At 65.6% G+C, this 13,645-nt stretch carries 10 protein-coding genes and 1 tRNA gene; 2 read left to right on the top strand and 9 right to left on the bottom strand.

What is annotated here, in order from left to right; translation table 11 throughout:
• Positions 1 to 56: 56 nt before the first annotated feature.
• The 5 genes from PHI64_RS02295 to PHI64_RS02275 form a co-directional block, all read right to left on the bottom strand.
• Positions 57 to 1,268, bottom strand: coding sequence for an MFS transporter (locus PHI64_RS02295; RefSeq protein WP_299877950.1), 1,212 nt, complete (start codon positions 1,266 to 1,268; stop codon positions 57 to 59).
• Positions 1,265 to 2,158 carry an NAD(P)-dependent oxidoreductase gene (locus PHI64_RS02290; RefSeq protein ID WP_299877947.1) on the bottom strand — a complete coding sequence of 298 codons (894 nt, stop codon included), beginning with the start codon at positions 2,156 to 2,158 and terminating at the stop codon, positions 1,265 to 1,267. The genes PHI64_RS02295 and PHI64_RS02290 overlap by 4 nt, the downstream gene beginning before the upstream one ends.
• A gap of 113 nt (positions 2,159 to 2,271) precedes the next feature.
• Positions 2,272 to 2,853 (bottom strand): TetR/AcrR family transcriptional regulator, encoded by a 582-nt coding sequence (locus tag PHI64_RS02285; protein ID WP_299877944.1) that lies wholly within the window; start codon positions 2,851 to 2,853, stop codon positions 2,272 to 2,274.
• A gap of 200 nt (positions 2,854 to 3,053) precedes the next feature.
• Positions 3,054 to 4,343, bottom strand: coding sequence for a methyl-accepting chemotaxis protein (locus PHI64_RS02280; RefSeq protein WP_299877941.1), 1,290 nt, complete (start codon positions 4,341 to 4,343; stop codon positions 3,054 to 3,056).
• A 6-nt stretch (positions 4,344 to 4,349) separates the two neighbouring features.
• Positions 4,350 to 5,198 carry a methyl-accepting chemotaxis protein gene (locus PHI64_RS02275; protein ID WP_299877938.1) on the bottom strand — a complete coding sequence of 283 codons (849 nt, stop codon included), beginning with the start codon at positions 5,196 to 5,198 and terminating at the stop codon, positions 4,350 to 4,352.
• Between the two features lie 273 nt (positions 5,199 to 5,471).
• On the opposite strand from PHI64_RS02275, the gene PHI64_RS02270 reads away from it, so the two are divergent.
• Positions 5,472 to 6,392, top strand: a complete 921-nt coding sequence (locus PHI64_RS02270) for a class I SAM-dependent methyltransferase (RefSeq protein WP_299877935.1) — start codon at positions 5,472 to 5,474, stop codon at positions 6,390 to 6,392.
• A gap of 62 nt (positions 6,393 to 6,454) precedes the next feature.
• Here PHI64_RS02270 and PHI64_RS02265 read toward each other — a convergent pair.
• From PHI64_RS02265 to ahpC, 3 genes are all read right to left on the bottom strand, one after another.
• A tRNA-Val gene (locus PHI64_RS02265) sits at positions 6,455 to 6,531 on the bottom strand.
• Between the two features lie 118 nt (positions 6,532 to 6,649).
• Entirely contained in the window at positions 6,650 to 8,203 is a 1,554-nt protein-coding gene (gene ahpF, locus PHI64_RS02260; RefSeq protein WP_299877932.1) for an alkyl hydroperoxide reductase subunit F, read from the bottom strand.
• A 90-nt stretch (positions 8,204 to 8,293) separates the two neighbouring features.
• Positions 8,294 to 8,857, bottom strand: a complete 564-nt coding sequence (gene ahpC, locus PHI64_RS02255) for an alkyl hydroperoxide reductase subunit C (protein WP_299877929.1) — start codon at positions 8,855 to 8,857, stop codon at positions 8,294 to 8,296.
• Positions 8,858 to 9,102: 245 nt separating this feature from the next.
• On the opposite strand from ahpC, the gene PHI64_RS02250 reads away from it, so the two are divergent.
• Positions 9,103 to 10,215: an NADH:flavin oxidoreductase/NADH oxidase gene (locus tag PHI64_RS02250; RefSeq protein ID WP_299877926.1), complete on the top strand. Its 1,113-nt coding sequence runs from the start codon at positions 9,103 to 9,105 to the stop codon at positions 10,213 to 10,215.
• Here the strand turns inward: PHI64_RS02250 and PHI64_RS02245 are convergent.
• Positions 10,212 to 13,610, bottom strand: coding sequence for an ATP-binding protein (locus PHI64_RS02245; protein WP_299877923.1), 3,399 nt, complete (start codon positions 13,608 to 13,610; stop codon positions 10,212 to 10,214). The genes PHI64_RS02250 and PHI64_RS02245 overlap by 4 nt on opposite strands.
• Positions 13,611 to 13,645: the final 35 nt, after the last annotated feature.

Here is a 13,645-nt window from a genome sequence, read left to right as displayed (position 1 = left end):
CGCTGCCGCCTCCGCTTGAAGCAGGAGTGTCCATTATTGATAGGACACTTCACCCGTCAGGCCACTGAGATCCGATGACCAGGCCGGAACCCATGCGCCCGGGCCGACCAGGCCACGGCCAGGGCCAGCAACGCCAACACCGCCAGAGCCCACGGCAACGAGGCCGCTCCCCGGCGCTCCAGAGGCACACCGCCGACCACGCCGCCACCGGCGACAGCCAGATTGAAGACAGTCACCAGCATGGATTGCGCCACGTCTGCCGCTTCGCCCGCCGCATCCGCCAGCGCGGTTTGCAGCAGCGTTGGCGCACCGCCGAAGGTCAAGCCCCAGGCAACCACACCGACGAGAACGGCGACGATGGAATCACCCGCAAAGCCAAGCACCAGAGCAGCGATAGCGAACACGGCAAGACTCACCAGAATGAGCGCACGCAGACAACGATCCACCAGCAGCCCGGTGAACCAGATCCCCGCGATGGACGCCACGCCGAACAGCAGCAGTACCCCATCGACACGCTGCCCCAACTCCACGACCGCCAGATAGGGCGCGATGTAGGTGTAGAGGGTGTTATGCGCCAATATCCAGGCGAACAGGGCCAACAGTACCGGGCGAATACCCGGCATCGTGAAGACGCGCCGAATGGGAAGCCGCTGCCCGGCCGACTGGCCCGCAAAATCCGGCACCACCATTCGCACCCACACGAACAACAGCAAGGCCAGCGCCGACATGATCCAGAACACGCCGCGCCAGTCGAACAAGGTGCCCAGCCACGTTCCCAGTGGGACGCCGATGGCCAATGCAATGGGCTGCCCGACCCCCGCAACCGCCAGCGCCCGCCCCTGCAAGCGGGGTGGCACCAGCCGCCTGGCATAGCCGGCCAGCAGCCCCCACACCACGCCAGCGGCCATGCCCGCAAGGAAGCGCGCGGCCAACGTCAATCCGTAATGGGCGGACAGCGCCGTGATGGTGTTGAACACCAGCAGGCCGCCAATCGCCACCAAGAACAGCGTTCGGCGATTCCATCCGCGCGTCACAGCGATGATCGGGATGGCCGCCAGCACCGAACCCAAGGCATACAGCGTCACCAGTTGTCCCGCCAGCGCCTCGGAGACGCCCAGGCCATTTCCGATCTGCGGCAGCAGCCCGGCGGGCATGGTTTCGGTCATGATGGCAAGGAAGCCCGCCATCGTGAAAGCAAGCAGCTTCCAGACCGGCAGGTCATCAGCCTGCATTGCAGGCGCGGCGGTGGGGGTGTTGGAGGCGCTCATTCGGCAATGACTCCGGCATGATTGTCGCTGGCGAGATAGGAGGCAGCCATGTCTTTGTCGCCGTATCCTGCAGCCAGGGCGCGCTCGAAACGCCAGAGACCCGCCTGTGCCACGTCCACCTGCACGCCGGCCTGGGCAGCGGCATCAACCACCAAGCGAGCGTCCTTCACCGCATTTGCAATCGAGAAACTGGTGCCGTAGTCGTCTGCGAGAATGGCGGCCGCCTTGGCCTGGAAGTAGCCACTGTCCATTGGGCCGCCCGTGACCACATCCACAACCAACGCCGGATCAACGCCCAGCCCCTTGGCCAATGCCAGGCTTTCGGCCAGACCGTGCGTCAACGCGAACACCCAGTTGTTGAGCGAGAGTTTCAAGCGGCTGCTTGCGCCCACCTGCTCCGACACCCACAGGGTGCGCTTGCCAATAGCATCAAAAACGGGGCGCACGGCTTCGCGCTGGGCGATGGGGCCGGACGCCAGGATGAGCAGTTGAGCCATTTCCGCCGGTTGCCGGGAGCCTTGCACCGGGGCGTCGTAAAACACCAGACCAAGCTGCTCGGCCCACCCGGCCAGGGTGCTGACACCCTCGATACCCACCGTGCTCAATTGCAGCCAGATCGCCCCCTGACGCAAGGCGGGCGCGGCAGCTTGCATCGCCTCCTGCACGCTCGGGCCATCCTTGAGCACCGTCACGATGATGCCGGCACCGCGCACCGCTTCGGCAGGGCTGGCGCAGGCTTCGACGCCATCAGCAGCCAGAGCCTGCGCCTTGGCTGCAGTGCGATTCCAAGCGCGTACGGTGAATCCCCGCTTGCGCAGGTTGCGGGCAACCGGGGCACCGATCAGGCCGGTGCCAAGAACAGCGATGGTGGGCGATGTGTCTGTGCTCATGAAAATCCTTGCTATCAAAAGGAAACAAACAGGACCAAAACGGAACGATCGTTCCCATTCAGGCCAAAAAAATCGACGCTCCGTGCAAACACGCCACAACGTCGGGTTGGCAACTATAGCGTGTCGAGCGCTACGTCGATCACATCCATCAGGCACTGACTGCGCTGCGTCAGTGGACTGCCTTTGCCGAGCACCCGCATCCCCTGCAAAGTGTTGACGAAGAACCGCGCCAAGGCTCGGGGGTTTCTGGCGGCGGCAACCTCGCCCGATTGCTGTCCACGCAGAATCAGCTTTTCCAGTGCCTTTTGCAGACGCAGGAAGTTGTGCGCCACCAACTCGGCTACGGCCGCGTCGTGGCCGGCCAACTCCAGCGTGGCGTTGGCGACGAGGCAACCACGCCGCTGTGGATCGCCCAGTTCGTCCTCGGCAACACTCACCAGCAATTGGCGGATCAAGTCCCTGGGGGAGCCGGCGCCGGACAGCAATTCAACGTTGGCCGTGGTCACTGCCTCGTAGCGGCGCAGCGCCTGTTGGTACAGCCCCTGCTTGTTCTCGAAAGTGCTGTAAAGGCTGCTACGCGACAATCCGGTGCCTTCGACCAAATCCTGGATCGAGGTCGCAGCATAGCCGCGCTGCCAGAACACGCGCATCGCAGCGTCGGCGATCTCGTCAGGCTCAAACTCCTTGCTACGCATGGCACTTACTCATCAGGAACGATCGTTCCAAAAACTATACAATGTGCTCCATAGCGCGTCAAGCACAAAACGGACAGCCTCACCAGGGGGCGAAATCCTGGCACATGGCGAGGTCGTCGCTGCCCAATGGCTGAGCCGTGTTGCCGTCCAAGCACCCGGAACACCGCCTTTTGATTTCAGGACCTTGGAGAGACAAGGAGCTAGCCGGCCCGTTTGCGCCCCGGCGCTTTGACCATGGCGAGGGGGGCTGCCCGGCTCATGTCTGGCAGGGCGGTGCTAGCGTTTGGTAGCTTGAACTGGGAGATGGCCTCGACCAGGCGCTCGGCCTGGACCTCCAGGCTTTCGGCGGCGGCGGCAGCTTCCTCCACAAGGGCGGCGTTCTGCTGGGTGGTCTCGTCCATCCTGCCTACGGCAACGCTCACCTGTTCGATACCCAGGCTCTGCTCCCGGCTGGCTCCGCTGATCTCGGTGACCAGCTCGGTGACCTGGCCGAACACCGTCACAACCTCATCCATTACTGCGCCGGCTTCATCGGCCAGGGTTGCGCCGTTTTCAACCTGGCCGACCGAAATCGCGATCAGCGCCCGGATCTCCCGGGCGGCAACGGCGCTGCGCTGGGCCAGTTGGCGCACCTCGTTGGCGACGACGGCAAAGCCTCGCCCCTGCTCGCCGGCCCGTGCGGCCTCCACCGCAGCATTGAGAGCCAGGATATTGGTCTGGAAGGCGATGCTGTCAATGACGCCGATGATGTCGGAGATGGTGCGGGAGCTTTCGCGTATGTCGGCCATGGTCACCACCACCCGCTTGACGGCTTCGCCGCCCTGGCTCACCACGTCGCAGGACTGCCTGGCCAGGGCGCTGGCCCGCTGGGCGTTGTCAGCGTTCTGCTTCACCGTTCCGCTGATCTCCTCCATGGAGCTGGCGGTTTCTTCCAGGCTGCTGGCCTGCTCTTCGGTGCGGCTGGAGAGGTTGGCGTTGCCGGCGGCGATTTCCCGGGCGGCGCTGTTGATGGAGCGGGCAGCCCCCTGCAGCCCGGCCACCAGCGTCTGCAGGTGTGCCACCGTGGTGTTGGCGTCGTCACGCAGGCGCGCAAAAGTGCCCTGGTAGCTACCGGCCATCTGCTGGGTCAGGTCACCCCGGGCAAGGGCCTCAAGGATCCGCGAGACGTCACCCAGCCCCTGGTCGCTAACCTCCATCAAGCGGTTCAGCCCCTGAACCATGGCCTTGAACTCGTACTGGAAGGCCTCCGCATCACCACGCACGGCGAAATTGCCGCTGGCTGCGGCATCCACCAGGGCGCGGATCTGCCCGCTCATCCCTTGCAGGCTGTGCTTGACCCCATCGATGACCGCGGTGATCTGGGCCTTCTTGCCGGGCAAGCGGTCCATATCCACCGATAGATCACCAATGGAGTAGCGCTTGACCACATCGACGATGCGCATCTTCACGGCAATATGGGCCTGCACCAGCCCGTTGATCGTGCGTGCCATTTCCCCTTACACCCCCGGGAAACGCTGACCGTCGATCTGGTGGTCGATGAAACCCAGTTCATGCTGATGGGCATTGTCGCGCTGGGCATCGGCAAAATCCCGGAAGGTGTCGACCATGCGCTGCATGGCCTGCAGCAGCTGGCCGGTTTCATCCTCGGCAGTGATCTCGATGTGCTCCGGCAAGCGGCCTGCCGCCACGGCCTGACTGATCTCCACGGCCTGGGCCAGTGGGCGACTGACGCTGCGGCTGATCAGCCAGGCCGCCAGTGCCCCCACCACCACCATACCGGCCGCCAGCAAACCGAGCATCTGCGCGGCTCGGGACACCGCCGCATCGAAGGCCTCACAGGCCGCCAGGGTTTCCACCGCTTGCTGGGCCAACAGTTTGCCAAGGGCCACACCGATGGGCTTGTCAGCGCCAGCGATGGATTTGTCCACCTCGGTCACCGATGCGCCACTCGCCTTCAGTTCGACCACGCGGGCGATGACAGAACGGTACTTCTGCCCGCCACTGCCGATCTCGTCCAGCGCCGCGTCGGCTTCCGGCGACAGGGGACCGACGGCCCGATACTCCTGCATCAGCTTGTCGATGGCGTCCATGCTGGCTGTGAACCTGGCCGGGTAATCGGTGCCCCCGCGCAGCACGGTGTTCTTGAAGTAGTGAATACCGTTGCCAAGTTCCACCTGGCCACGGAAAGCCAGGCGTTCCCGAACCAGCATCCGGGTTTCGTAATCGCTGAACTGCTGCCGCAGTTCAAACAGGTTGTACAAGGCAATGCCGGCAACGGAGATGCCCAGGGCTAGGACAAACCCGAAACCCAGTGCCAGGCGCTTGCCGATCGTCAGCTTTTTCATGCGTGTTCCTCGAAGCCGCCAGAAAAGGCGTGCCGGTACAGAAGGTCAGCAAGATAACGACCTGCGGGCCGGGAACATTAGCCAGGGCCGGCGATTGCAACCGGCCCCCGGCAAGCGCCTCGGTTACCCCGCCCCGCCGCCATGCCCTGCTGCTCGCGGGCCTGATACGGTGCCGGCGCGAGACAGTCGATCAAGGATGGCGATGCGCCCCACCTCCGGGCGGGAGTGCCTTGTCTGGTAAATTGCGGGCCGCTCAAACAATGTCGCGCCCCCATGCAAGCCCTCCTCGAAGCCATAGCCAGCCTGCCCCTGCCCAGCGACGCCCGACGCGTGTTCCACGGTCGCGGCGGGATGTACCCCGGCTGCGAGCAATGGACGCTGGATGCCTTTCCGCCCGTCTGGCTGCTGACCAGCTTTCTGCCGGCCACAGAGGCCGAACTGGCTTCCATCGACGCCGCACTCAAAGCCCGCTGGGCCGAGCTGAAGCCCACCGAGCCTCTCAACTGGGTCTATCAGTACCGCTTCGAGGCCCGGGCCGAAACGCGTCTGATGGCCGGCAGCGTGCCCGAGCCCCATGTGATCACCGAGAACGGCGCACGCTTTGCGGTGCACCTGCTGCGCGGCCTCAACCACGGCTTTTTCCTGGACATGGCCGAGGGCCGGCGCTGGGTGCGGGAGCACATGGCCGCCCGCCCCGGGCAGAAGGTGCTCAACCTCTTCGCCTACACCTGCTCGTTCTCGGTAGCAGCCCTGCTGGGCGGCGCGCAACAGGTGACCAACATGGACATGGCCGACGGAGCCCTGGCCATCGGCAAGCGCAACCACCTGCTCAACGGGATCAAGGGCGGGGCGGGCTTCCTGCCCCATGACATCTTTGCGTCCTGGGGCAAGATCAGCCGCGGCGGCCCCTACGATCTGATCGTGCTGGACCCGCCCAGCTACCAGAAGGGCAGCTTCGTGGCGGAAAAGGACTACGCCCGCCTGATGCGCCGCCTGCCCGATCTGCTGGCCCCCGGCGGCCACGCCCTGCTGTGCCTCAACTCGCCCAAGCTGGGGGTGGCCTTTCTGCAGGAGCAGATGCAGGCCCTGGCCCCCGGGCTCGCCTTTGTAGAGCGCCTGCCCAACCCGCCCGCCTTTGTGGATGTGTCCAGCGACCGGGCGCTGAAGGTGCTGGTGTACAAGGCGCCAGACTGATCCGGCTGCGCACCGGGCAGACAGCAAAAACCCGCCACCAGGGCGGGTTTCGGAATGGGGACTGGTGCGTCCTGACGGAATCGAACCGCCGACCTCCACGATGTCAACGTGGCGCTCTAACCAGCTGAGCTAAGGACGCACGCCTTTCCCTGAATGCCATCCGTGCCAGAGGCTGCCCGGCGGCGGGGAAAGAAGGGGGCGGATTATACGGCCCGAAAGCCGCATGACAAGCCCCCTCCCCGTTTTTTTCCGCTGGCTCAGGCCGGGGCCGAGCTACGGATGAGGTGATCGAAGGCACTCAAGGACGCAGTGGCCCCCGCCCCCATGGCGATGATGATCTGCTTGTAGGGCACGGTGGTGCAGTCCCCCGCCGCAAACACCCCCGGAAGGGAAGTCGCACCCTTGGCGTCGATGATGACCTCGCCCCGGTCGGACAGCTCGATGGCGCCCTTCAGCCAGTCGGTGTTGGGAAGCAGCCCGATCTGCACGAAGATGCCTTCCAGTTCCACCAGCTGCTCGGCACCGCTCACCCTATCCTTGTAGCGGATGCCAGTCACCTTCTGGCCGTCGCCGGTCACCTCGGTAGTCAGGGCCGACTTGATCACCGTGACATTGGGCAGGCTGTAGAGCTTCTTCTGCAGCACCGCGTCGGCACGCAGGGTGTCGGCAAACTCCAGCAAGGTCACGTGGGCTACGATGCCGGCCAGGTCGATGGCCGCTTCCACACCGGAGTTACCGCCACCGATCACCGCCACGCGCTTGCCCTTGAACAGGGGGCCGTCGCAGTGGGGGCAGAAGCACACGCCCTTAGCCTTGTATTCCTTCTCGCCGGGCACGTTCATCTCGCGCCAGCGGGCCCCGGTGGACAGGATCACCGACTTGCTCTTCAGGGTTGCGCCGTTCTCCAGCTGGATCTCGATCAGATCCCCGGCCACCAGCTTGGTGGCCTTCTGCAGGGTCATCAGGTCCACCTCGTACTGCTTCACGTGCTGCTCCAGCGCCGCGGCGAGCTTGGGCCCTTCGGTCTCCTTCACCGAGATGAAGTTCTCGATGCCCAGAGTGTCCATCACCTGGCCACCAAAGCGCTCGGCCACCACGCCGGTGCGGATGCCTTTGCGGGCGGCGTAGATCGCCGCCGCCGCGCCGGCCGGGCCACCACCCACCACCAGCACGTCGAAGGCCTCCTTGGCGCAGATCTCTTCGGCAGCCCGGGCCGCGGCGCCGGTATCCACCTTGGCGAGGATCTCCTCGATGGTCATGCGCCCCTGGCCGAAGCTCTCGCCGTTGAGAAAGACGGTGGGCACGGCCATGATCTTGCGTTCATTGACCACGTCCTGGAACAGGGCACCGTCGATCATGGTGCTGGTCACGCCGGGGTTGAGCACCGCCATCAGGTTGAGAGCCTGCACCACGTCCGGGCAGTTGTGGCAGGACAAGGAGATGAAGGTCTCAAAGGCGAACTTGCCAGGCAGGGCCTTGATCTGGTCGATCACCGCCTGGTCCACCTTGGGCGGGTGGCCGCCGGTCTGCAACAGGGCCAGCACCAGGGAGGTGAACTCGTGCCCCATGGGGATGCCGGCAAAGTGGATGCGCGGTGCCTCACCCGGCTCGGCCACGCCGAATGACGGGCGCAGGGTGTGGGTGCCGTTGTCGCGCAGGGCCACCTTGGGCGAGAGCTCGGCGATGTCCTTGAGCAGGCCGCGCAGTTCTTCCGCCTTGGCGCTTTCGTCCAGGGAGGCAACCAGTTCAATCGGGCGCTGGAGCTTTTCGAGGTAGGCCTTGAGCTGGGTCTTGATGGTAGCGTCGAGCATGGTGGTGTCCTTTCTCTAACGAGGGATTCGGGTTGAATCGCGTCGCCAGGCGCTCTCGGGGAAAGCGCCTGACGCCGGAATTCCGGTGGCTCAGATCTTGCCGACCAGGTCCAGGGACGGAGCCAGGGTGGCGTCGCCTTCCTGCCACTTGGCGGGGCAGACTTCACCCGGGTGGGAGGCCACATACTGGGCTGCCTTCACCTTGCGCAGCAGCTCCGAGGCGTCACGGCCGATGCCCAGGTCGTGGATCTCGGCGACCTTGATCTGGCCTTCCGGGTTCACCACGAAAGTACCGCGCAGGGCCAGGCCTTCTTCTTCGATCATCACGTCAAAACCGCGAGTGATGGCGCCGGTGGGGTCGCCGATCATCGGGTAATTGATCTTCTTGATGGTATCGGAGGCGTCGTGCCAGGCCTTGTGGGTGAAGTGGGTGTCGGTGGAGACGGAATACACCTCGACGCCCAGCTTCTGGAACTCCGGGTACAAGTCGGCCATGTCGCCCAGCTCGGTGGGGCACACGAAGGTGAAGTCAGCCGGGTAGAAGAAGAAGATGGACCACTTGCCCTTCAGGTCGGCGTCGGTCACGGGGACGAATTTGCCGTTGAGGTAGGCGGTGGCAGCAAAGGGTTTGACGGTGCTGTTGATGATGGCCATGTGATGTGCTCCCAAGTGGTTGTCGGAATGGATCTGGAGAAGACAGAACGAATATTAGAAAACCCCGGGAAATTGGTCTAATTGATTGATGGAATGAAGTCGATACAAGGTGCCTATCGGGCATCAAGACCCCGCAGCGCCGCATTCTGCGCCACCCCGGGCCGGGAAAGCCCGACCTGAATCAAGGGTCCGCCACCCCATCCGCAGCGCTATCATCCCCGGGTCCCGAAAAACCGGAGCCTCCCATGTCAGCCCTGTTCTCGCCCTACACCCTTGGCACCCTGCCCCTCGCCAACCGCATCGTCATTCCCCCCATGTGCCAGTACTCGGCCGTGGACGGCAACGCCACCGACTGGCACCGCATCCACCTGGGCAACCTGGCCCTGTCCGGTGCGGGCCTGCTGATCATCGAAGCCACCGCCGTCGAAGCCATCGGGCGCATCTCGCCGGCCGACCTGGGCCTGTGGTCGGACGACAACGCAGCCGCCCTCGCCGGGGTGCTGGAATCCATCCGCCGCTATTCGACCATGCCGGTGGCGGTGCAATTGGCCCACGCCGGGCGCAAGGCCTCCAGCCATGTGCCCTGGGAAGGCGGCCAGCTGATCCCCCTGGCCGACGGGGGCTGGGAGACGGCCGCACCGTCGGGTCTGGCCTACGCCCCGGGCGAACGCTCGCCGCTGGCCCTGGATGCGGCGGGGCTGCGGCGGATCCGCGAGGCCTTCGTGGCCGCCACCCTGCGTGCTGCGCGCATCGGCCTGGACGCCATCGAGGTGCACGGCGCCCATGGCTATCTGCTGCATGAGTTCCTGTCGCCCCTGGCCAATCAGCGCGACGATGCCTACGGCGGCAGCCTGGAGAATCGCCTGCGCTTTCCGCTGGAAGTCTTCGACGCGGTGCGCGCCGCCTTCCCGGCGGGCAAGCCGGTGGGCATGCGCATCTCCGCCACCGACTGGGTGGAGGGTGGTTGGGATCTGGAGCAGAGCGTGGTGCTGGCCGAGGCCCTCAAGGCGCGGGGCTGCGACTTCATCCACGTATCCACGGGGGGCCTCTCGCCCCTGCAGAAGATCGCCCTTGGCCCCGGCTACCAGCTGCCCTTCGCCGAGCGCATCCGAGCCGCAACCGGGCTGCCGACCATCGCCGTGGGCCTGATCACCGAGGCCGAGCAGGCCGAGGCCATCGTCGCCACCGGCCAGGCCGACCTGGTCGGCGTGGCCCGGGCCATGGTGTACGAACCCCGCTGGCCCTGGCACGCAGCCGCCAGGCTGGGCGCCCAGGTGGACGCGGCGCCCCAGTACTGGCGCTGCCAGCCCCGGGGGCAGGCCGATCTGTTCAAGGGCGCACGGATCGGGCAGCGTTAGCCGGGCAGGCCCGCCGGCAGACGCCCGGTGGTGTGGCGCAGGATGACCCGCACCATTTCCTCCGGATCGATGGGCTTGGCCAGGTGGTCGATCATGCCGGCCTCGGCGCAGCGGGCCCGCTCCTCGTCAAAGGCGTGGGCGGTCTGGCCGATCACCGGAAGATGGGGCGCCAGGGCGAGGATCGCGCGGGTCGCCGCGTAGCCGTCCATCAACGGCATCTGCACGTCCATCAGCACCACGTCAAAGGCCTGGGGCCCCTGGGCGTGCAGGCAATCCACCGCCTCCTGGCCGTTGCCGGTCAATACCACCTTGGCGCCCTCGCTGACCAGCAGCTCCTCCAGCACCATCTGGTTCACGTCGTTGTCCTCGGCCACCAGCACACGCAGGCCCGCCAGCCTTGCCCCATCGATGCCCGGCAACGCTTCGGGCCCGGCCAGGCTGTGCTGGACGGCCACCGCATCCACCACCACACAGGGCAGACGCACCTCAAAGCAACTACCTTCACCGAGACGGCTGTGGGCCCGCAGGGTGCCGCCCATCAACTCGACGATGCGGTGGGTGATGGTGAGCCCGAGCCCGGTGCCGCCGAACTTGCGGGTGGTGGAGTTATCGGCCTGCTCAAAAGGCGCAAACACCTTGGCCACTTCTTCCTCACTCATGCCGATCCCGGTGTCGCTGACCTCAAAGACCAGGTGCTCGCCCTCCCGCCCGACCGCCAGGGTCACGCTGCCCTGCTCGGTGAACTTGATGGCGTTGGAAAGCAGGTTGAGCAGCACCTGCCCGACCCTTAGCGGATCGGTGATGCAGGACTCGGGCAAGGCCGAAACCCGCCGGAAACGCAGGGCCAAGCCCTTGGCCTGGGCACGCTCCTCCATCAGGTCAAGGGTATCGCCGACGACCTTGGCCAGATCCACCGGGATGGCCTCGATGCGCAGCTTGCCAGCCTCGATCTTCGAGAAGTCGAGAATGTCGTTGATGATGCCCAGCAGGAGCTGCCCCGAGGACAGGATGCGAGTGAAAGTGTCCCGCGCCCTGTCGCGGCCGCGGCTCTCCCGGAAGCCGATGTGGGCCAGGCCCAGCACCCCGTTGAGGGGAGTGCGGATCTCGTGGCTCATGTTGGCCAGGAACTCGCTCTTCACGCGGGCCAGGCGCTCGGCCACCAGTTCTTCCAGGCTGTCCCGATAGCGGGCCAGTTCCCGGTCCTTCAGCAGGCGCTCGGTGATGTCCTCGAGAATGGCAATGCCGCCGATGATCTGCCCGGCCTCGTCACGCAGGGGAGCGCAGTTCATGGCGATGTTGAGATTGTGGCCGTCGTAGGTGGTTTGGTAGGGCCCCTCATAGCGCCCGACGCGCCCAGCAATGGCATCCCGCAGGGCAGGCACCACCCGCGTATCACGGAGCGTACTGCAGTCGAGCTGGCGCATGTAATCGAGTGGCGCGGTCATGATCTGGGCAAACTGCTGGTTGCAGTAGTTGACCTTGAGCCGGGTGTCGTACTTCACGATCCCCACGGGCGAATGCTGGAGCAGCAGACGGTAGTGCTCCTCGCTCTCCCGCAAGGCGATCTCGGCGATCTTGCGGTCGGTCACGTCCGATTGCACGCCCTCCCATATCACCGAGCCATCAGGCTGCAGGCTCGGCCGAGCAATGGCCGAAATCCAGCGAATCCGGTCGTGAATCCGGATGCGCCCCTCCCACTCGAAGGAGTTCAGGCTGCGCTCGACCCTGGCCTGGGCCTGTCTGAACGACGCCCGGTCATCCTTGAGTATCTGCCGGTAAGGCACCCGCGGGTCCGCCAGCACAGTGGCCGCATCCAGCCCGAGCTGCTCGCAGAAACGCGGGCTCACGTACTCGAAACGGCTGCCTCCGGCGGGGCACCAGTGCAGCTTGAAGACCCCTACCGGAATGCTCGCCACCAGGCGCTCGTACTCTTCGAAAGCCTCTTTGAGGGAGGCTTCGGCCTGCCGCCGGTCAGTCACGTCCTGCACTGCACCATGAATGCGCACGGGCGCGCCGGATGCGTCCCGCTCGGCCCCTGCCAGGCCGTGGATCCAGCGCACCTCTCCGTCCGGACGAATGAAACGGTAAACGTGATCAAAGGCCCGCCCCCCATGCAAGGTACCCTCATCAAAGCGGGCCAGGGTCTCGACCCGGTCGTCCGGGTGCAGACCAGCACGCCAAGCATCCAGGGGAAAGCCCTTCTCCGGGGCTGCCCCGAAAATCTCCATCAGCTGCGCAGAGCGGTGGGACAAGCCGGTACGCAGGTCTATCGAGAAGACACCCAGCCCGCCGATCCGCTCGGTGATGCCGAGCGCCTGGTCCCGGTCGCGCAGATCAGCCAGGGCCTCCCGGAGCCGCGCGGCATGGACCTGCTGGCGCCGGTAGTAGCGGCTCACCAACATCGCAGAACCGATGCTGGTAAGCACGAACACCAGCAGCAGAGCCCCGGTATGGGCCACGTCGCGATGCCACGCCACCAGATAGTTCTCGCTGGCCATCCCTACCACCAGCATGAAAGGCAGCCCCTCTACCCGGCGCACCGAGTTGATCCGCTCGACCCCATCGAGCATGCGCCGGGGTTGATGGCTGCCTGCCCCTCCCCCTGCGCCCAGCAACTGGCGCAGTTCATCGGAGATCGCGGCATTGCTTATCTCCTTGAGCCCCCCGGCCAGGGGCGGGTGCACGCTGATCAGGCCCAGATCCTCGTAGCTCAGCATGGCCATCCCCCCCGGCCCCAGGTCGGGCCGGGCAAGCATCTCGGCCATGTAATCCACCGACACCGTTGCCGCCACCACACCGCCGAAACGGCCATCAGGCAGCCCCAGCCGGCGCGCGAAAGACACCACCCACTTCCCTGTGCTGCGGTCGAAGTAGGGGCGTGACACCACCATGCCCGGCTCGGACTCGCCGGCCAGACGCTTGAAGTAGTCACGTCCGGCTTCGCTGACCTCGCTGCCGGCAGCAGCCTGTGCGCCGCGCAGGGACCGCCCATCGCCATCAAAGACGCGCAAAGTCTCGGTCTCCGGCAACCACGCCTTGTAGCGGGCCAGCAGAGCCAACACCTCGTCTGGCGGGGGCAGGTGCCCCGTGCGGACGCTCCGCTCGATCTCCTCCACAATCGCCCGCAGGGTCACGTCGATGGTGCGCCCGACACCGCTCAGGCTATGGTCGAGCACCTGGACGAGGTTGCGGGTACTCAGGGTGGCCAGCTCTTCGGCCCGCTGGCGACCTTCGGCAAGACTGAACCAGGCAAGCTGGACCGCAGCCAGGTTGGTGAGCACCACGGCCAGCACGAGAAACCGTTCGAAGCGCCAGAACCGCGGCGCTGCCTCGGGCTCCAGCCCCGGCGGGGAGGGAAGCGGAGACAGGCCGGACGCAGGGGGTGAAGAGCTCATGTTCCAGCTCGGACAAGGGCTGCCGGCATGGGCAA

Source organism: Zoogloea sp., from assembly GCF_028689785.1.
In the GTDB taxonomy this organism is placed as follows: Bacteria; Pseudomonadota; Gammaproteobacteria; order Burkholderiales; family Rhodocyclaceae; genus Zoogloea.
This window is presented reverse-complemented; position numbering and strand designations above follow the sequence as displayed.